18 protein-coding genes and 1 tRNA gene are annotated in these 20,321 nt (G+C 45.3%); 13 read left to right on the top strand and 6 right to left on the bottom strand.

Translation table 11 applies throughout. The features are described from left to right. Positions 1-45 precede the first annotated feature (45 nt). Entirely contained in the window at positions 46-1,098 is a 1,053-nt protein-coding gene (locus NKU06_RS00740) for a sulfate ABC transporter substrate-binding protein (RefSeq protein WP_254731592.1), read from the bottom strand. A gap of 182 nt (positions 1,099-1,280) precedes the next feature. Further along, positions 1,281-2,327 (bottom strand): sulfate ABC transporter substrate-binding protein, encoded by a 1,047-nt coding sequence (locus NKU06_RS00735; RefSeq protein WP_254731590.1) that lies wholly within the window; start codon positions 2,325-2,327, stop codon positions 1,281-1,283. A gap of 331 nt (positions 2,328-2,658) precedes the next feature. Between NKU06_RS00735 and NKU06_RS00730 the strand changes: the two genes are divergently transcribed. Continuing rightward, entirely contained in the window at positions 2,659-3,909 is a 1,251-nt protein-coding gene (locus NKU06_RS00730; RefSeq protein WP_254731588.1) for an O-succinylhomoserine sulfhydrylase, read from the top strand. Positions 3,910-3,980: 71 nt separating this feature from the next. Here NKU06_RS00730 and NKU06_RS00725 read toward each other — a convergent pair whose 3' ends face one another. Beyond that, on the bottom strand, positions 3,981-4,400 hold the full coding sequence (locus NKU06_RS00725) for an adhesin (RefSeq protein WP_254731586.1): 420 nt from the start codon (positions 4,398-4,400) through the stop codon (positions 3,981-3,983). Positions 4,401-4,649: 249 nt separating this feature from the next. Here NKU06_RS00725 and nrdB point away from each other — a divergent pair, with 249 nt between their 5' ends. The 10 genes from nrdB (at position 4,650) to der (ending at position 15,148) form a co-directional block, all read left to right on the top strand. After that, a complete protein-coding gene (nrdB, locus tag NKU06_RS00720; protein WP_254731584.1) occupies positions 4,650-5,780 on the top strand; it encodes a class Ia ribonucleoside-diphosphate reductase subunit beta in 1,131 nt (376 codons plus the stop codon). Positions 5,781-5,864: 84 nt separating this feature from the next. Beyond that, positions 5,865-6,191 (top strand): 2Fe-2S iron-sulfur cluster-binding protein, encoded by a 327-nt coding sequence (locus NKU06_RS00715; RefSeq protein ID WP_254731582.1) that lies wholly within the window; start codon positions 5,865-5,867, stop codon positions 6,189-6,191. A 2-nt stretch (positions 6,192-6,193) separates the two neighbouring features. After that, positions 6,194-6,937 carry a hypothetical protein gene (locus tag NKU06_RS00710; RefSeq protein ID WP_254731580.1) on the top strand — a complete coding sequence of 248 codons (744 nt, stop codon included), beginning with the start codon at positions 6,194-6,196 and terminating at the stop codon, positions 6,935-6,937. 266 nt (positions 6,938-7,203) lie between these two features. Continuing rightward, positions 7,204-7,290: transfer RNA gene (locus NKU06_RS00705), tRNA-Leu, on the top strand. A gap of 428 nt (positions 7,291-7,718) precedes the next feature. Next, on the top strand, positions 7,719-8,909 hold the full coding sequence (gene rlmN, locus NKU06_RS00700) for a 23S rRNA (adenine(2503)-C(2))-methyltransferase RlmN (protein WP_254731578.1): 1,191 nt from the start codon (positions 7,719-7,721) through the stop codon (positions 8,907-8,909). 61 nt (positions 8,910-8,970) lie between these two features. Beyond that, a complete protein-coding gene (ispG, locus tag NKU06_RS00695; RefSeq protein ID WP_253223889.1) occupies positions 8,971-10,089 on the top strand; it encodes a flavodoxin-dependent (E)-4-hydroxy-3-methylbut-2-enyl-diphosphate synthase in 1,119 nt (372 codons plus the stop codon). Between the two features lie 61 nt (positions 10,090-10,150). Beyond that, the gene (hisS, locus tag NKU06_RS00690) at positions 10,151-11,410 is read left to right on the top strand and encodes a histidine--tRNA ligase (protein WP_254731576.1); all 1,260 of its coding nucleotides are present in this window, start codon (positions 10,151-10,153) and stop codon (positions 11,408-11,410) included. Positions 11,411-11,469: 59 nt separating this feature from the next. Beyond that, on the top strand, positions 11,470-12,315 hold the full coding sequence (locus NKU06_RS00685) for a tetratricopeptide repeat protein (protein ID WP_254731574.1): 846 nt from the start codon (positions 11,470-11,472) through the stop codon (positions 12,313-12,315). A gap of 63 nt (positions 12,316-12,378) precedes the next feature. Continuing rightward, positions 12,379-13,554: an outer membrane protein assembly factor BamB gene (bamB, locus tag NKU06_RS00680; RefSeq protein ID WP_254731572.1), complete on the top strand. Its 1,176-nt coding sequence runs from the start codon at positions 12,379-12,381 to the stop codon at positions 13,552-13,554. Positions 13,555-13,726: 172 nt separating this feature from the next. Then, positions 13,727-15,148 carry a ribosome biogenesis GTPase Der gene (gene der / locus NKU06_RS00675; RefSeq protein ID WP_254731570.1) on the top strand — a complete coding sequence of 474 codons (1,422 nt, stop codon included), beginning with the start codon at positions 13,727-13,729 and terminating at the stop codon, positions 15,146-15,148. Positions 15,149-15,218: 70 nt separating this feature from the next. On the opposite strand, the gene NKU06_RS00670 is transcribed toward der, so the two are convergent. The 3 genes from NKU06_RS00670 to lpxB all read right to left on the bottom strand — a co-directional run bounded on the left by NKU06_RS00670 (position 15,219) and on the right by lpxB (position 18,050). Further along, a complete protein-coding gene (locus tag NKU06_RS00670; protein WP_254728721.1) occupies positions 15,219-15,872 on the bottom strand; it encodes an IS1595 family transposase in 654 nt (217 codons plus the stop codon). A gap of 74 nt (positions 15,873-15,946) precedes the next feature. Next, the gene (locus tag NKU06_RS00665) at positions 15,947-16,696 is read right to left on the bottom strand and encodes a ribonuclease HII (protein ID WP_254731568.1); all 750 of its coding nucleotides are present in this window, start codon (positions 16,694-16,696) and stop codon (positions 15,947-15,949) included. Between the two features lie 118 nt (positions 16,697-16,814). Continuing rightward, entirely contained in the window at positions 16,815-18,050 is a 1,236-nt protein-coding gene (gene lpxB / locus NKU06_RS00660; protein WP_254731566.1) for a lipid-A-disaccharide synthase, read from the bottom strand. A gap of 410 nt (positions 18,051-18,460) precedes the next feature. On the opposite strand from lpxB, the gene NKU06_RS00655 reads away from it, so the two are divergent. Together NKU06_RS00655 and NKU06_RS00650 are read left to right on the top strand one after the other, a co-directional pair. Next, a complete protein-coding gene (locus NKU06_RS00655; protein WP_254731564.1) occupies positions 18,461-18,799 on the top strand; it encodes a P-II family nitrogen regulator in 339 nt (112 codons plus the stop codon). Positions 18,800-18,856: 57 nt separating this feature from the next. Then, positions 18,857-20,143: an ammonium transporter gene (locus tag NKU06_RS00650; RefSeq protein WP_305884399.1), complete on the top strand. Its 1,287-nt coding sequence runs from the start codon at positions 18,857-18,859 to the stop codon at positions 20,141-20,143. The last annotated feature ends 178 nt before the right edge of the window (positions 20,144-20,321 follow it).

Raw genomic sequence — 20,321 nt, 5'->3', positions numbered from 1 at the left:
AAAACCGCATCATTCAATGGTGCGGTTTTTGTTTGCTTTGATAATTTACTTCTGCAACGCCAGCTGATCAAACTTAGCGCCATCGGCAAAATAGGTCGTCATCACATGATCCCAGCCACCAAAGACATCATTGACCAAGAAAGTGGTGATGGCAGGAAAGCGATCTTGATATTTGGCAAGGATATTTGGATTGCTTGGGCGTAAATAAAGCTGTGCAGCAAGCTCTTGTCCTGCGTCACTATACAGATAAGCTAAATAATCATGCGCAACTTTTTCACTGCCTTTTTTGGCAGTGACACGATCGACGACGGCGACTGGATTTTCGGTAGCGACAGTATAGCTTGGATATACGACTTCGAATTCACCTTGATTAAGCTGATGGGCGATGTGATTGGCTTCGTTTTCTGGTGTGATCAGCACATCGCCAATACCGCGCTGCGTGAAAGTCGTTGTCGCAGCACGCGCACCACCATCAAAGATCGCGACATTACCAAGCAGCGTTTTGATAAAAGCATCTGTCTGTGCGGTGTCATTATTAAATGTGTGCAAGCCATAGCCATAGGCTGCCAAAAATGCATAGCGACCATTGCCCGAAGTCTTAGGACTAGGTAGGATAATCTGCACATCTTGGCGCGTCAAATCTGCCCAGTCCTTGATGGCTTTAGGATTGCCTTTGCGCACCAAAAAGACGGTGCTGCTGGTAAAAGGCACGGCTTTATTATCCAGTTTATCTTGCCAATTGTTCTCAATAAGTCCTTTAGTAACCAAGAGCTCAATATCTGAATTTTGGTTCATGGTAACGACATCGGCAGCCAAGCCATTTGCTACGGATAGCGCTTGTTTGCTTGAGCCGCCGTGTGACTGTTTGATACTAACCGTGATATTTGGATTGCTCGTTTTATAATGTTCGATGAATAACTCATTGAATTGTTTATAAAAATCTCGTGAAACACCATAAGAGACATTTAATAGTTCAATGCGATCAGCGACAGTTGAGCCTGCACTAGCTGTCTTGCTGTCGGCATTTGAGCAGGCAGAGATGCTAAATAAGCTTGCAAGGCTCAGCGCGGCAATGGTGAAACTTTTGGCAAATTTCATACGGGTTTCCTTAAAAATCATCACTAAGATTAGCGGTCATTTGATGTGCTTAATTTAGCGAAAATTTATAGATTTTCAAAACGCAGAAACTTGCAATGATTATTCAAAATAAGAATAACGAGATTTGCGCAAGCAAAAAAATCAGCCAGATTTTCACCTGACTGATTCTAAAGATTTGCTACTTATTTATTTTGTGATGCGACAGCAAGTTGATCATAAATACCGCCTTCGCTGAAGTAGGTGCTCATGATGCTTGCCCAATCACCAAAGACATCATTTGGGAAGAAAGTAGTCATCTCTGGGAATTTGTCTTTGTGCTTGGCTAGGATATCAGGATTGCTTGGGCGCAAGTAGAATTTGGTCGCAAGCTCTTGCGCTTCGTCGCTGTATAGGTAGTTGAGATATTCGGTCGCTGCTTCGGTCGTGCCTTTGCTGTCAGTGACTGATTTTACCACCGCGACAGGGTTCTCAGCATTGACTGTGTAGCTAGGATAAATAATCTCAACATTACCAAATTTACCTTTGATGACATTGGCTTCGTTTTCAAAGGTGATCAGCACATCGCCGATGCCACGCTGAGCAAAAGTCGTCGTCGCTGCGCGTCCACCATTTTCAAATACCTTGACATTGCCCAATAACTGTTTGGCAAATTCTTTGGTCTTATTTTCGTCTTTATTGAAAGTGTGCAAGCCATAGCCATACGCACCAAGGAAAGCATAGCGACCGTTGCCTGTGGTTTTTGGGTTGGCGATGACGATTTCTGTGCCTTGATTGGCAAGGTCGCTCCAGTCTTTTACACCTTTTGGATTGCCTTCACGCACCAAAAATACGATGGTACTCGTAAATGGAATGGCGTTATTTGGGAAGGCTTGACGCCAGTTGGCATCGACCAATTTGGCATCGGCAAGCAGTTCGATGTCAGAGCCTTGGTTCATGGTTGCGACATCGGCTTGTAAGCCATTCTTAACAGATAGAGCCTGTTTGCTTGAGCCGCCATGCGATTGTTTGATTTCGATTTTGGCGTCAGGATGGGTGGTGGTGTAGTGCTTTTTGAAGATTTCGTTATAATCTTTATAAAAATCACGCGCCACATCATAAGATACATTTAATAGCTCAATACCGCCTGTGCTGCTGGTTTCGGTTTTTTGTTCGGTTTTTGAGCAGGCAGCTAGGGCAAGGCTTGCACCCAATGCGACGGCTAGAATTTTACCATTTTTTAAAGTTGTCATTGTAGTTCTCCTAAAATATTGAATAGGAAATATTGAGCTGAGTACTGATAAATAAACATTAATAAAGCACTGGCACAACAAACAAGCATACTGTACAAAAAATCAATATGAAATTCTAACAACAAAATTGACTTTATATTTTCCATTCAGGAATTTATGGATGAATGAATCAGTGATGGAAATTTTGTATAAATGCTTTAAGCGGACAGTGATTGGATTTATTGGCTTAAAAGTGGCTGTTGTGGTTTTTTGTCTGGCTACTTATTTTGCCAAAAATATGATATGCTAGGGGCGATTTTATCACCGATTCTTGACAAAATAAGGATAATAAATGACACAGCTAGACCCAAATTGGCAATCTGATGCGCTTGACCCAAGCCTTGGTTTTTTTGAGCAGACTTTGGCGGTGCGTGGTGGCTACCATCGCACGGATGAAGGCGAGCATGGCGAAGCGATTTTCACCACCAGTAGCTATGTGTATAAATCTGCCGCCGATGCTGCCGATCATTTTAATGGCAATAAAAAAGGCAATGTCTATAGCCGCCATACCAATCCAACCGTGCGCGCTTTTGAGCGTCGTTTAGCATTGCTTGAAAATGGTGAACGCTGTGTGGCGACTGCAAGCGGCATGGGGGCGATTTTGACTATGTGTCTTGCTTATCTAAAAGCAGGCGATCATTTACTGTGTGCCAAGCAGTTATTTGGCTCATCGGTGGCGTTGTTTGATACTTATTTTAAGGCTTTTGGCGTTGAAGTCAGCTATGTGGATTGCTTTGATAACGATGCATGGGCAGCGGCAATTCAGCCAAATACGCGCGTGCTGTATTGTGAAAGTCCATCGAACCCATTGGCGCAAATTGCTGATTTATCATTTTTAAGTAATCTTGCACATTCTCATGATGCACTGTTGATCGTCGATAACTGCTTTGCCACCCCTGCGATCCAAAAGCCAATGGATTTGGGTGCGGATGTGGTCATTCATTCGGCGAGCAAATATATCGATGGGCAAGGGCGTGTATTGGGCGGTGCGTTGGTTGGCTCAGATGAGTTGATGGAAAAAGCCTTTGGCGTGGTGCGTACAGGTGGTATTAGCTTATCGCCATTTAATGCGTGGGTGCTATTAAAGGGTTTGGAAACACTATCGCTTCGCATGAAAGCACACTGCGAAAATGCCAATCGTGTGGCAGAATTTTTGGTCAATCATCCAAAGGTTAAAGCCGTGCATTTTTCAGGTTTGCCGACGCATCCTAGCCATGAAGTCGCTAAGCGTCAGCACACCGCGCTGAATCATGTCAGTGGTGGCGCGATTACAGGCGCATTCGGTGCGATTATTGGCTTTGAAGTTGCTGATCAAACGGCGGCTTGGCAGGTGATCGACAGCACACGAGTGATTAGTATTACTAATAATTTGGGTGATGCAAAATCAACCATAACGCACCCTGCGACGACCACGCATTTTCGTATGACGCCTGAAGCCAGACAAGAAGCAGGGGTGAATGATGGCTTGATTCGCCTATCTGTGGGGCTTGAAGCAGCTGAAGATATTATCAAAGATTTGGCGCGTGGATTGGATACGCTTTAAGCTTTAGTTATGTAAAAAGGTTTGAAATTACCTTTCAAACCTTTTTTGCTGATTTATTGATATGTAGGCGATTATCTCTTAACCGCATGGCATCCTTTATGAATGATTTCTGAAGCTGGGCTTAAAACATTAATGCTTGATTTACGGATATTTTTGTAGGTTAGGGCATTGGCATCAACGCCGCCGCTCAGACTGAAATTGTCTTCATCTCCGAATACAGTGCCGACATCATCGGTGTGATATGGGTTGATTGGCATGAAGCGAGTTTTGCCATTTAATGAAGCTTGTGCGTAAGTCGGTAGGTTTTGTTTGTTAAAGCCATATTTTACCGACACTTTTTCGCCATTTTGGCAAGTGTAATTGACTGTGCGAGTTTTAACTGCACTTTTGCACGCTTGATCGGCATCAGAGTGTGGTGCGGTGTTTGATAGAGCGTCTGTGCTGCCAAGCATAAGCGCGATTACAGGGATGAATTTAATAACGCTTTTCATGGTTAATCACCTATTTAATTGAGAAAATTCACCAAACAAGAATAATAATCATATTTGGTGAAGAATATTTGGCTCTTTAGTGGCATAAATGTAAACGAATGTTGCAAGTTTATCCGCTAATTTGACACACAAGAAAAATCTGTCAAAGGTTGGAAAAAATACACCATTTTGTGGTAAGATTATCGGTTTAAAAAGTCATAAATCGCCATTATTTGGCATTAGGAATTTAATTATATTTGGATTTTTGCCATGCATTATTCTATTTTTTGCCAAAATAAAAACGATGCGCTCAAAGAGCCGATGTTTTTTGGTCAGCCTGTCAATGTCTCACGCTACGACCAACAAAAGCACCCGATTTTTGAACAATTGATCGAAAAGCAGCTGTCATTTTTTTGGCGACCTGAAGAGATTGATGTCTCAAAAGACCGCATTGATTTTGCGGAATTATCAGCGCATGAGCAGCATATTTTTTTAAGTAATCTAAAATATCAAACGCTGCTTGATAGCATCCAAGGTCGCAGCCCGAATGTCGTGCTATTGCCATTGGTATCTATTCCTGAGCTTGAAACTTGGATTGAGACTTGGTCGTTCTCTGAGACCATTCACTCGCGCAGCTACACGCATATTATCCGCAATGTTGTCAATGACCCAAGCAAGATTTTTGATGATATTATTGATAATAAATATATCCTAGAGCGCGCCACTGACATCGCCAAATATTATGATGATTTGCACACTTGTGCCAAATTGTACGATTTGCACGGCGAAGGCAGTTATACTGTCGATGGCGTCACTTATGAAGTCAATCTAAAAAATCTGAAAAAGCAATTGTACCTGTGCATCGTCGCGGTGAATGTGCTAGAAGCTATCCGTTTTTATGTATCTTTCGCTTGTAGCTTTGCCTTTGCTGAGCGTAAATTGATGGAAGGCAATGCCAAGATTATCAAGATGATCGCACGCGATGAAGCTTTGCATTTAAATGGTACGCAGCATATCATCAATTTCATGCGTCAAGGCAAAGATGACCCTGAGATGGTTGAGATCGCGGCGGCTTGTCAAGATGAAGCGATTGAGATTTTTAAAAGTGCTGCCGAGCAAGAAAAAGCATGGGCGGATTATTTGTTTAAAGATGGGTCGATGATTGGCTTAAACCGCGATATTTTGTGTCAATATATTGAGTTTATCACCAATGCGCGTATGGCGGCGATTGGCTTGCCTGCGATTTTTGAGACTAAGAGCAATCCGATTCCATGGATTAATGCGTGGCTGTCATCGGACAATGTGCAGGTTGCGCCTCAAGAAACCGAAATCACCACTTATTTGGTCGGTCAGATTGATGCCGATTTGGACGATGTGGATTTGGATGATTTTGAATTATAATTAAATTTTACTAAAAAATTAATTTTCTTGGGCGTGCTAAATGTGTGACATTCGCGATAGGATGTTGTGATTTGGTGCGCCTTGATGTTAATAGGCATGGGCATGGGCTGGGTATTTACAGACGAGATGCGATTTTATCTGCATGAGAACGAAACCTTGCTGGACGGCATGATTCGCACCGAGCATAAGCAGGTGCGCTATGAATGTCGGCAGGGCTATTGCGGCGCGTGTCGGATGCGAGTGACTGCCAAGACGGGTGGATTTCATCATCGACTACCGCCTTTGGTGCAGCTGGCTGATGATGAAGTGTTGGCGTGCTGCTGTGTGGTATCGGGCAGTTTGCAGGTCAGTTACCTGCCGCCGACCGAGCAATTATCGCTGTTTGCCAAGCCTTCGCCGATGGATGACTGAGCATGAAATTACTTCCCAAAACTGATATCGTCCCAAAGGTCAGTAATAAAAAACTTGCCATCGCGCTTGGCGTGGCGGTCGCGGTGGTCGGTGTCTCTGGCGTGGTATTTTGGCGCGGGGGTAAGGCGGACAATGCGCCGCTCGTGGTTGAGCCTGTGGTGACAAGCTTGCAAACAGCACCTGAAAGCACCGAGCCTGTGTATGTGCATTATGTGGCTTTGGCAAATGCGGCGCAAAATTATGCCATCACTGCCGATGACATCAAGAGATTACATGCTGTAGGCAGTCTAAAAGGTGTGCTGACTACACAGTTTAAACAAGCCACTCATGCCAAGATGACTTATCGCTTTGGCAGACGGCAAAAATTGGCTTTTGAGCCTGTGCGACCTGCAATATTGGCAAGTCAGGGTTTTGTGCTTACAGGGCGAGAATATGAAGGTAATCTTAATAATGGTGCATATCAAAGCCTGTACCGATTGTTCGAAAATCCTATAAGTAAAGCGCGCATTGAGATTTTTGAAACACGAATCACGGCAGATCAGCCTGTGGAGATGATTGCTGAGACGCTGAATGAATCAGTGCTTGGTGTGCCTGTCAGTCTTGAACGATTTACCGATAAAAAGGGTGTGGTGTACCATAGTGCAACTTTAGTTGCCAAAGATCGCTATTATGTGATCAATACTAAGGCTGTGGATCGCCAGCTTTTGATAGATGTGCTGCAGCAGATCGTGGAAGGGGTGGTATAGTGGGGTTTATTCTGCCAGTCACTTTTTTATCAATGATGATGAAGGTTCGTGCAGTGGGATGATTTTGAAAGTGGTTAAATACTTGAATGGTTGATAAAGTAAAAAAAGAATTGGGCTTAATTTATTGAAAATAAAGAGATTTTAGAATGGACAAGGCAAATTTTTCCAATATGAAAATCTTGAATAAAAAATTCAAAAATATGCTTGACACCCCAAAATCTTCGTGTATAATACGCACTCATAAGCCAATGAGCTTAACCATGCATGCCAGTGTGGTGAAATTGGTAGACACGACGGATTCAAAATCCGTTGCCCTTAAAAGCGTGTCGGTTCGAGTCCGACCACTGGTACCAATAAAATCAAAGACTTACAGCGAAAGTTGTAAGTCTTTTATTTTGTGTTTTAATAACCAAAATAAAATAATAACCACATAATAACCAGTGTTAAGACTTTTGCGTGGATAAAAAATACCCTGTATGTTGTCATACAGGGTAAAATTCATTCTCCGAGCAGTTGTCTGATATCTTTGACCGACCAAAATGGCTTACCGTTAATCATTTTTGACTGTATCGGCCCGCTAGATTGGCTATGCCAATTTCTGACAGTGGCAACCTTAAATCCAAGCATACTAGCACATCGGATATGAGCAATGGCACACAGTTCATTTTGCCTTTTTATAACTCACACGAGCAAACACACAACCACCACCAAAAATCTATCAATCCTACCAAAAATTTAGTATAATAGAGCATTTAATTGCAAAGTGAAGCTTGAGTTTGCCGTGAATAAAATCCCAGTCATTCATACCCCTGATACCGCCGAAGATGCCAAAGAAAGCAAGATCAATCTTTTGGGCATGTCCAAAGATGAGCTGTCGGCGTTTTTTATCAGCCTTGGCGAAAAGCCATTTCGTGCGACGCAGGTGATGAAGTGGATTTATCAATTTGGCGTGACTGACTTTTTTGAGATGACTAATATTTCAAAAAAACTACAACAACGCCTACATGAGACGGCGTGCGTCATCCCGCCAAAAGTCAAGTACAAAGAATTTAGTAATGACGGTACGCGTAAGTGGGTCTTTGAAGTGGCAGGGGGTTCGCTGGTCGAGACTGTGCTGATTCCTGCTGATGATAATAAGCAATTTGGGCGCAAGACCTTGTGTATCTCAAGCCAAGTGGGCTGTGCATTGGATTGTTCATTTTGCAGTACAGGTAAACAGGGCTTTGAGCGTGATCTGACCCCAAGCGAGATCATCGGTCAGCTGTGGGTTGCCAATCAGTCCTATATGGAAGATGTTGCACCGACTGAGCGTGAGAACCGCGTGACCAATGTGGTGATGATGGGCATGGGTGAACCGCTGCTCAATTACGGGCCTGTCGTAGCATCGATGTCTTTGATGCTGGATGATCATGCCTTTGGTCTTTCTAAGCGTCGCGTCACGCTATCGACATCGGGCGTCGTGCCGAAGATGTATGATCTTGCTAAAGATATTGATGTTGCGCTTGCCATCAGCTTGCACGCGCCTAATGACACACTGCGCGATGAGCTTGTACCGATTAACAAAAAATATCCATTATCTGAGCTGATCAAAGCTGCCAAAGCTTATGTCTATGATGAAAATCCACGCCACAAAAAACATGTCACCATCGAATATGTCATGCTCGCCGGCGTCAATGATAGCGATGAGCACGCACGCCAATTGGTCGCGCTATTAAAAGATTTGCCAAGTAAGATCAACTTAATTCCATTCAACCCATTTCCGCACGCACCATACGATCGCTCAAGTAACAACCGCATTCATGCCTTTAGCAATATTTTAAATAACGCAGGCTTTGTTTGCACCATTCGCCAAACACGCGGCGATGATATTGATGCGGCGTGTGGGCAACTTGTGGGACAAGTGGCGGATCGCACACGCCGTGCCAAAAAATGGCAAGAAAGCATCGAAAAACGCCAACAGTCAGCTGAATGATTTTTTATAAAAAGTTATGAAAAATCGAATTTTTATTAAGAATAAATAATAAGTGATAACCATGTCAGCATACAATCCTATCAAACGCCGTCCTACCAAAAAAATCCATGTCGGTAATGTCGCCATCGGTGGTGATGCGCCGATCAGCGTGCAGAGTATGACCAATACCAATACTTGTGATGTCGCAGCGACGGTCGCGCAGATCCAGCGCTGTGTCGATGCAGGTGCTGATTTGATGCGTGTTTCGACACCGACAATGGAAAGTGTGGCTGCATTTGCTGAGATCAAAAAACAGGTTTCAGTACCATTGATTGCTGATATTCACTTTGATCATAAAATCGCCATCGCTGTGGCAGATGCAGGTGCTGACTGCCTGCGCATTAACCCAGGTAATATCGGCAACGATGCCAAAGTGCGTGAAGTGGTCGCTGCGGCGCGTCATCATAATGTGCCAATTCGCATCGGCGTCAATGCTGGCTCACTAGAAAAAGATTTACAAAAAAAATACGGCGAACCGACTGGTGAAGCGATGCTAGAATCAGCACTTCGTCATATTGATATTTTGGAAAAACTGGATTTTCAAAATTATAAAATCTCAGTTAAAGCATCGAATGTATTTTTAACTTTAGATGCCTATCGTTTGATTTCAGCCCAGATTGACAATCCGCTACACCTAGGTGTGACCGAAGCGGGCGTGTATCGTACCGGTACGGTGAAATCAGCAATCGCTTTGGGTGGTCTTTTGCTTGATGGCATTGGCGATACCATGCGCATTTCGCTGGCGGCTGAACCTGAAGAAGAGATTAAAATCGGCTTTGATATTCTAAAATCATTAGGCATTCGCTCAAATGGGGTGAATTTTATTGCTTGCCCAAGCTGCAGTCGCCAAGAATTTGATGTCATTAAAGTGATGAATGAGCTAGAAGCGCGCCTAGAAGATGTGCGTGAGCCGCTGGATTTGTCGGTGATTGGCTGTAAAGTGAATGGGCCAGGCGAAGCCAAAGAAGCGACCATTGGCGTGGTCGGCGCAAGCCCAAATAGCCTTGTATATCGCAATGGTCAAAAAAGCCATTTGATTGATACCACCAAGCTAGTCGATGAAATCGAAGCCATGGTGCGTGCGCAGGTCAAAGAAATTCAGGATAATCGCGCCAATGAGATTTTGCGCGTGCAGGGCTAAAATCTAGCTGTGCTTTGTCAAATTTTATGTAGAATTTTTAAAAAATTATAAGGAAAAAAACATGAGTAAGATTACCGCGATCAAGGGCTTTAATGATGTTTTGCCAAGCGATAGCCCAAATTGGCGTCGCCTAGAATCTAAGCTAATCAGCGTGCTGGATGGCTACGGTTTTAGCCAAATTCGCTTGCCGATCGTCGAAGAGACACAGCTGTTCGCGCGCGGTGTTGGTGAAGCGACAGACATCGTCGAAAAAGAAATGTACAGCTTTTTTGACAAGGGCGAACCACCGACTGCATTGACTTTGCGACCAGAAGGTACAGCAGGTGCGGTGCGTGCGGTGATCGAGCATAATTTGACGCGTGGCGATACGCCGAAGCTTTGGTATATCGGCCCGATGTTTCGCTATGAGCGTCCGCAAAAAGGTCGCTATCGCCAGTTCCATCAATTGGGTGTGGAATGTTTTGGCAGTGAGCTGCCTGATGCTGATGCTGAGCTGATTGCCATGACGCATCGTATGTGGCAGGTGCTGGGCATTGATCATGAAGTAAAACTACAATTAAATACTTTGGGTGAATCAGATGAGCGTCAAGCGTACAAAGCGGCTTTGGTGGCGTATTTGACCGTGCACAAGGCGGATCTGGACGAAGATTCACAGCGTCGTCTTAGCACCAATCCACTGCGAATCTTGGACAGTAAAGATGAAAAAACCCAAGCGATTTTACAAAATGCACCAAAATTAAGCGAATTTTTGGGTGATGATACCAAAGCGCATTTTGCCAAAGTGCAAGAATATTTGACCGCTTTGGGCATTGGCTTTGAGATTAATGAAAAGCTTGTGCGCGGCTTGGATTATTATAATAAGACTGTCTTTGAATGGGTCACAGATAAGCTTGGCTCGCAGGCAACGGTCTGCGGTGGTGGTCGCTATGATGGCTTGGTTGGTATCATTAAGGGTAAGCCTGAGCAATCTGAGCCTGGTGTGGGCTTTGCGATGGGGCTTGAGCGCTTGCTTTTGTTGATTGAAGCGGTGAATCCATTTGATGAACAAGCGCAATGCGATATCTTTGTCACCGCATTGTCTGAATGCTATGTGCAAGGCATGAAATACGCCAGTGAGCTGCGTCATCGTCAGCCAAACTTGCGTGTAAAAATGGCAAGTGCTACAAGCCTAAAAGCACAGATGAAAAAGGCGGATAAATCAGGCGCATCGCATACCGTAATCATCGCCGAAGATGAAGTGGCAGCGGGCGAAATCACCGTCAAGACCATGGCGACGGGTGAGCAGGCGCGTGTGGCGGCAAGTCATCATTTTGATGTGTGATTGACTGCTACCTTGTCGTTTGTGTTATAATGCGTTTAAAATTTATTTAGAGTACACTCATGTCTGAAACGAAAAATAACGGCTTTGCGGACAGCCAATCAATCAACGCCCTAAAAATGCATGGCGAAAAAATCATCTATGCGGTGCTGTTGGTGTTGGCAGCGTTTTTTGGTTGGCAATATTACCAAAAGCATTATGCCAAGGTCGATACTGTGGCAGCGGACAAATACACCGTCATCAGTGATCGCAATGACCAAATCGTGCTGGCAGCTGCCAATGGTGCGCAAGATGAAGCGACCAAAAAACTGATCGCTGAAGAAGAAACCAAGCTGTTCGCTGACATCGATGCGTTGGTCGCGGAACATGGTGATACCGCTTATGCATGGCAAGCGCTGATGATCAAGGCGCGCCATCAGACAGATAATGATGATCTGGCAGGGGCGGTGACGACACTGAGTCAGGCTACAGCTATCGATACGGGTGATGAAGGCTTGGCAGCGATTACCAAAATTCGCTATGCACGCGCCATGCTAGCTAATAATGACATCGATGGTGCGACAGCAGTTGCCAATGAAACGATGCCTGAAGCATTCGAGCCATCACGCCAAGAACTGTTGGGCGACATCGCTGTGGCAAAAAATGACACAGAATCTGCCAAAAAAGCTTATCTTGCTGCTTGGGATCTGCTAAAAGCACGCCAAGAAAATCGTGCAGTGCTGAGTCTAAAACTACAAGCATTGGGCGTGATTGCTGATCCGATCGAAGTGCCAACGCCGATTGTCAATCAGCCGACACAGCAAGCAGCAGAAGTGCAAGGTGAACAAGCTGTCGCTGAGCCTGCACAAGATGCACAAGCAGTAGCTGATGCGTCAGCAGAAACACAAACTACACAAACTGGCAATTAGTGCTTAGCAACAAAACGCTATAATAAAATCGTTTTGCATTTTATTTCATTCAAAGGATACGATATGTCTCAAGCTTTTATCAAAACAGCTTTGGTTGCTACACTGGCGGTCGCGATGGTCGGCTGTAGTGCAGGTAAGCGCATTTTTCAAGAAGATCCAAGAAAGCCGACCAAACTGGTTAAGCTTGAGCAATCTGTTGCGGTATTAAGCCAAGTTGCCAGTACCAAGCTTGAGCAGGGCACATCGACTTTTAAGCGCAACAAAGCCAAAGATAAAGATGTGGTGGATCTAAAAATCGCTCAAACTGAAACAGGCTATATCGCTGCCAGCCGTGGTGGCGTAGTCAGTGCCTTTGATGGTGGTCAGCTAGCTTGGGCAGCCAATGTCAATGATGCCATCACCAGTGGTGTGGCGGTGTCAGGTGATACGGTGGTCGTGGGTACGCGTCAAGGTGCTGTCGTGGCACTGGATCGCGCGACAGGTCAAACACGCTGGACGGTACAGCTGCCATCAGCAAGCCTTGCACCTGCACTGATTAATAATGGCAAAGTCATCGTATCAACCAATGGCAGCGTGGTCTATGGTCTAAATCTTGCCACAGGTGCGATCGATTGGCAGTACAGCAGCCAAGCACCAAGCCTGAGCATTCGTGGTATGGCAGCACCGATCATGGTTGATGTCAAGACGGCATTGATCGGTGCGGCAGATGGTCGTATCCACGCGATCGATGTTGCAAGCGGTTCACCTGTGTGGGTGCGCCGTGTCGGTCTGGCGGCAGGCTCGGGCGATATCGCCAAGCTGCGTGATGTTGATGGCACACCGATCGTCGCAGGTCAGCATCTATATGCAGCAAGCTACAGTGGTCAGTTGGTTGGCTTTGATATGGCGACAGGTCGCACCATGTTTGTCAGTGAGCTTGCCACCATCCAAGGCGTGAGTGTGCTTGGCAGTGCAGTAATCGGTGCTAGCGTCGATGGCGAAGTGATCGCCTTTGATCGCATCACTGGTGATGTGCTGTGGCGTAACAGCGATTTGAAATTCCGTGGTCTGACCAATCCTGTCACCATCGGTCAATATATCGCTGTCGGTGACAAAGATGGCATCATCCATGTGTTTGACACCATGGGTAAAATCATCAGCCGTGTCGATAGCAAGCATGAATTGACCAGCTTACAAGTCTATGGCAATCGCCTATACACCCAAAGTGCCAATGGCGTGGTCAGCATTTATCAGTTCTAAGTCATTTTATAGCCATAAAAGCTAAAGCGAATTAGGCTTTTGTGGCTATTATTAGCATTCCTTTGTTGTCATTGGCAACAAAGGTTTTGCCGTTTTTATATTTTGTTTAAAAAATAATCATCAATCTCATTTTGATTGTATGATTCATTGATAAAAAGTTAAGAGTTTTTATATGAGCATAAAACCTGTCGTTGCCTTGATTGGTCGTCCCAATGTCGGCAAATCCACATTATTCAATCAGCTGACCAAAAGCCGTCAAGCATTGGTGGCTGACCTTGCAGGTCTGACCCGCGACCGTCAATATGGCGACGCTCATTATGAAAACAAATCATTCATCGTCGTTGATACAGGCGGTATCGGTGAGATGGATGACGGCACGGGCAATATCGATGATTATATGGCGACGCAGTCATATACCGCGATCCATGAAGCGGACATCGTGGTGTTCGTCGTTGATGCGCGCGTGGGTATGATTGGTGCTGATAGTGAGATTGCGCGCTTTTTGCACAGCCTTGGCAAGCCTGTGTATCTGGTCGCGAACAAGATGGATGGCGTGCATGAAGCAAGCTCAGCTGAATTTTTCGCCTTGGGCTTTGGCGAGCCATTTCCGATGGCGGCAAGTCACGGCAAGGGCGTAAATAACCTGCTTGAAGCCTTGACCGCTGATATGCCTGAAGATGAAGAGAGTGATGAGCTTGATGAGCAAGCCCTGAAGCTTGCCATTATTGGTCGTCCGAATGTCGGTAAATCAACACTGGTGAACCGCTTACTTGGCGAAGAGCGCGTGGTGGTCTTTGATATGCCGGGGACGACGCGCGACAGTATTTATATTCCGTTTGAACGCGAAGGGCGCAATTATGTCTTGATCGATACAGCGGGTGTGCGTCGCCGTGGTCGCATTGATGAGAAAGTGGAGAAATTCTCGGTCGTCAAGACCTTGCAAGCCATCAAAGATGCCAATGTCGTCGTGGTGGTGATCGATGCCAAAGAAGGGATTGTTGATCAAGATTTGCATATGCTGGGCTATGCGCTCGATGCAGGGCGTGCGATTGTCGTTGCGATCAATAAATGGGATGGCTTAACCCAAGAACAAAAAGACATTGTGAAAATTGAGATTGATCGCCGTTTCAATTTCGTGCCGTGGGTGAAAATCCATCTGATCTCAGCCCTGTATGGCAATGGTGTGGGCAATCTGTACCCATCAATCCACAAGGCATATGACGCATCGATGTTTAAGGTATCAACCAATCAGCTGACGCGTATCCTAGAAGATGCTGTGGCAAATCATCCACCGCCGATGGTCTCTGGACGCCGCATCAAGCTTCGCTATGCACACCTTGGCGGACACAATCCACCGGTAATCGTTATTCATGGCAACCAAACTTCTGCCTTACCAAAGAGCTATCAGCGTTATCTTGAGAATGTCTATCGCAATGTATTTAAGCTTGAAGGTACGCCTTTGCATGTGGAATTCAAACAAAATGCCAACCCATATGAAGGCAAGAAAAACCCTGTGGTGAAAAATAAAGCCAAGCTTATGCGTGAGAAAAAGCGTATTCAGAAGTTTAAGCGCGCGGAGAAAAAACGCGGTTAAGTGATGGCAAAAAAATAACGACAGTGATGTGCTGCCGTTATTTTTTTAAAGGGGCTGTAGTAGATAAGGTCTAAATCCCACACCATTTTCTCAATATTTTAAGCTGATTAGATGGTGTACTGTAGTTAAATCTAAACTCACATTCTTTGATAAAAAGATGGAAGTTTTTCTTGTCAATGCCATTGTATTTTCTAAGTACTCGTTTAGCTTGAGACCAGAAATTTTCAATGCCGTTGATGTGGTTGTGGTCTTTGACAAACTCTTTGGAATGATTGATGCGAAAGTGTTTAAACTCACTCACATCAAGAGCATTATAGCTTCTGTAACTATCTGTGTAAACGATGCTATCTGGCTTGATTTTGCTTGAGATGATAGGCATTAAGGTGCTTTGCTTGGTATCTTTTACCACAACAGTATAAACCTTGCCATTACGCTTCAAAAGACCAAATACAGCTGTTTTACCACCAGCGCCACGACCTCGCTTACCTTTGCGAATGCCACCGAAGTAGCTTTCATCAAGCTCTACTTCACCATCAAACAAAGTGTGAGCTTCAAGGTTGAGATTATATTCTATCACAAGTCTGATTTTGCGGTAAAATAAAGCTGCTGAATTGTGCTGAATGCCAAGCAAATCACTTGCTGTTCTAGCAGTAACTTGTGCAACAAAAAATTCAAGCAGTTTTATTTGAACTTTTTTACTTAATTTACAACGAGTTATCTTCATGTTTGTAGTATAGCATAAGTGCTAATCTACTACAGCCCCTTTTTAAATTAATAAGTAAAACCAACCAGTCGGTTTTACACACCCTGCCAATAAGTGCGATTGATAAAGCCATCGTGATACAGCTCTTTGATCGGTGAATAGCTGCGGCGATGCTCAGGCAAGATGCCGTGTTCAAGAATGGCAGCTTTATGCATTGCGGTCAGATAGCCTTTGTGTCCTTCGATACGATATTCTGGAAAGGCTTTACCGTATTCGACCATCGCACGATCGCGATGCACTTTGGCAAGAATACTGGCACAAGCAATGGTTGAATGCGTGCCATCGCCTTTGATTAGTGTGTGATTGTCATAAAATGCCGCCGCCACGCCATTTTGTAGATTAGGAAACTGTATGCCATCGACAAGAATGCTCGTACTGCTCGGCGTCAGCTGATGGCGCGACAACAATGATTCGATGGCAAGACGCATCCCAAACATCGTGGCATTGGCGATGTTAATCTCATCAATCACGGTGCGCGGCACATCGACGATGGCATAATCATAAGCAAGTGATTTTATCGGTTCAAACAAGCTTTCTCGGCGTTTTTCAGTGAGTTTCTTGCTGTCATTTAATAGCTTGATCGGTGTATCGCCAAGATCAATTTCACCAAAATTTCCCGTCAAATCACTCGGCAAAATCGCAGCCGCTACCGTCATATGCCCAAACAACGCACCGCGGCCGACTTCATCGACGCCGATCACCACGCGCGGCGGTAGTGGTGTATTGATGGCGGGTTTTTGGGTGATGGTGCATAATGATGCAAGCTGAGATAAATTGATGGTCATTGTTTTTCCGAATTTATTTTCAATAGTTTAAAAAAACACTCACGAGCGTGTGCGATACGCCCTTACAAATCTCTTTTAAAATCAAATGGTTAAGAATCAAATAAGCTAATCACGCTTTTTAGATCTGATTGCCAAAATACCCATCCAACACCGCCTGTGCTGCATTGGCATGGCTGTCTGCGCGTAGGGTGCGTGCAGTCTGGGTAAGTTTCTGCGTCTGCTCGCTTGGATTGTGCAAAATTACCAAGGCGTGCTGACTGACCGCATCACTATTGGCATCAGCTTGGATCAGCTCTGGGACGATGGCAGTGCCAATTTGCTGATTTGATAAGATATTTGGCAGGCTGACATAAGGGATTTTTACCAATCGCTTGGCGATGGCATAAGTAATGCGGCTCACCTTATACACCACCACCATCGGACGCTCAAGCAGCAGACACTCAAGTGTTGCCGTACCTGATGCGAGCAGTACGACATCACTGGAATTCATGCAAGCTTGGCTCAAACCCAAGCCATCGGTGTATGAAAATTGCCCATCATTATGCACAATATGCATACTATCGGACAAATTAGCGGCGTGCGATTGGCAAAAATCCTGCACCAGCTGCGCGTGTTCGCGACTGACCACAGGCAGGATGAATTGGCAATTTGGCACAGTTTGGCTGATTTTTTGCGCGCTTTCGATGAGCAGTGGCAAGATGGCGGTGATCTCAGAAGTGCGAGAGCCTGCCATCAGACAAATCAGCGGCTGATTATTATGGATATTATTTAGGGCAAACTGCGGTAGGGCGGCGATCAGCTCTTGGCGGCGATTAACAAGCGTGCGGCTGTCTGTGGTCAGCTTGCCAAGTAGCGGATGACCGACGCAGGCGGCAGGGTGCTTGTGCTTGGCATAGACCCCAAGTTCGAACGGAAATAAGCACAGCACAAGATTGGTCGCTGCCATGATGCCATGAATGCGATTTTCGCGCCACGCCCATACCGACGGGCTGACATATTGCACACAGTACACACCTTGTGGCTTAAGCGCTTTGCCCAGTCGCAGATTAAAATCAGGCGCGTCAATGCCAATGAACATATCGATCTTAGCATCGGCAAATGCTGCCAAAACCTCTTTTTTTGCTGATAATAAATCAGGCAAATGCTTGATGACTTCAACCAATCCCATCACTGATAAGCGGCTCATTTTGATCACTGATGCCAAGCCCTGCGCCGCCATCTGCGTGCCGCCCACACCCACCCAGCGGATATGTGGATGAATGGCGTTCATCTGCTGCATGAAATCCGCGCCCAGTGCATCGCCTGAGATCTCGCCTGCGACGATGCCGATGGTAAGCTGTTTGGTGTCTGTCATATGTCGTCCAAAGTGTGCAAATTGAGAAGTTGTGCTTATTGTAAGGCTTTGGCGGTTGGCTTGCAATGCAATCATGGTAAATTCATGGATTAATAACCATAAGTTTCCCACAGCCAAACAATTTTTCAAGCAATATCTGAAGCGCAGAAATTTGATTAAGCAAATTTAATCAAATTATATCAAATTCAGCCAAAATCCATTTAATAATAAATACTTATGATAAATTCATAAAAACAATTGAATATTTAAAATAATGATATCATAAGAAAAAATGATAAATAAAAGATTTTTTATAAAAATAAACCGTTTTTCATTTTTATCAAAGTTTTGCATACTATGTTCACGATATAAAGTTGCAACAATCACTTGCAAACTTTTACAGCATTCAGCGACAAATCAAGGAGTAAAACATGAAGTTAATCAGTGCCATCATCAAGCCATTCAAGCTTGACGAAGTGCGTGAAGGCTTATCCGAAATCGGCGTGCAGGGCATCACCGCCACCGAAGTCAAGGGCTTTGGTCGTCAGCAAGGACATACCGAGATGTACCGCGGTGCAGAATATGTGGTGGATTTTTTGCCAAAAGTGAAGATCGAAATCGCCACCACCGATGAGATGGTCGAGCAAATCATCGAAGTGATTATTCAATGTACGAATACTGGTCGTATCGGTGATGGTAAGATTTTCATATCGCCACTGGAGCAAGTGATCCGCATTCGCACAGGCGAGATGGATGAATCGGCACTGTAAGTGGCATAATGCATTGATTTGATAAAAATAGGTGAAAAGAGTGATAAGGGGTAATCAATGAAAGTGGTAAAAGGTTGGCAATCGGCGTTGTTAGGCTTAGGATTGCTGGGATTATCAAATATGGCGTTCGCTGAAGATGTGCTTGATACTGGTGATACTTCGTGGGTGCTGGTCTCGACTGCACTTGTGCTGATGATGACTTTACCAGGGCTTGCGCTGTTTTATGCAGGGATGGTGCGTAAGAAAAATATCCTATCAACCATGATGCACAGCTACGGCGCGGCGGCGGTGGTGTCGGTGCTGTGGGTGGTGCTGGGCTATTCGCTGGCGTTCTCTGAAGGCAGCATGAATGCTTTTGTTGGTGGTTTTGCCAATGCGATGCTTGCAGGGATTGGGCTTGATGACTTAAGTGGTAGCATTCCGACCATTTTGTTTGTGATTTTCCAATTGACCTTTGCGGTGATTACTGTTGCGATTTTGGCGGGTTCGTTGGCTGAGCGTATCAAATTCGGCTCATTCCTATGGTTCTCAGCGGCGTGGGTACTGCTGGTCTATGCACCGATCTGCCACTGGGTATGGGGCGGCGGCTGGCTGACTGGCGATGCGCTGGATTTCGCGGGCGGTACTGTGGTGCATATCAATGCAGGCGTGGCAGGCTTGGTACTGGCGGCACTGCTTGGCAAGCGTAAAGACTACGGCAAAGGCAATCTTGCCCCTGCAAACCTATCATTGACCTTGATCGGTGCAGGCTTGGTGTGGGTCGGCTGGTTCGGCTTCAATGGCGGCTCGGCATTGGGTGCAAATGGCAGCGCGGCGATGGCACTCGTGGTCTCGCAAGTGGCAGCAGCAATCGGTGCATTGGCTTGGATGGTGTGTGAATACTTCGTGCGTAACAAAGCTTCAGCCCTTGGCGGTGCATCAGGTGCGATCGCGGGTCTTGTGGGTATCACTCCTGCGGCAGGCTTCGTGGATGTGACTGGTGCTTTGGCAATCGGTGCTTTGACTGCGGTGGCGTGCTTTGTGATGATCCATTATGGCAAACGCCGCCTGGGTATCGATGATAGTCTAGATGCGTTCGGTCTGCATGGTGTCGGTGGTATCGTCGGTGCGGTCTTGACTGGGGTGTTCGTCAGTACTACCATCTATCCAGATGCTGCCAATGTCAGCATGGCTGAGCAGCTGTGGCTACAAATCGAAGGCGTCCTTGCGACCATCGCCTATTCTGCGGTGATGACAGCGGTGATCGGTCTTGTGATCAAATATACCATGGGCTTGCGTGTCGATGCCGAAGATGAATATCAAGGTCTTGACCTAGCCATCCACGGTGAGAAAATCGCGGATTGATTAAAAAAGGCGTTAAAAAACCAGCTTGTAAGGGCTGGTTTTTTTGTGGGTGGGGTTTAGTGACAAAAGAGAAAATTAAATTGATGATTGGTGTTAATTAAAATAATGAACCGTAGGGTGCGGCATCCGCACCAATACACCACAAATACTTGATTTTTATGATAAATTTGGCAAATCT

This window comes from Moraxella sp. FZLJ2109, assembly GCF_024296965.1.
Taxonomy (GTDB): domain Bacteria; phylum Pseudomonadota; class Gammaproteobacteria; order Pseudomonadales; family Moraxellaceae; genus Moraxella.
The sequence above is the reverse complement of the archived record's forward strand: the minus strand, read 5'-3'. Positions and strand labels throughout refer to the sequence as shown.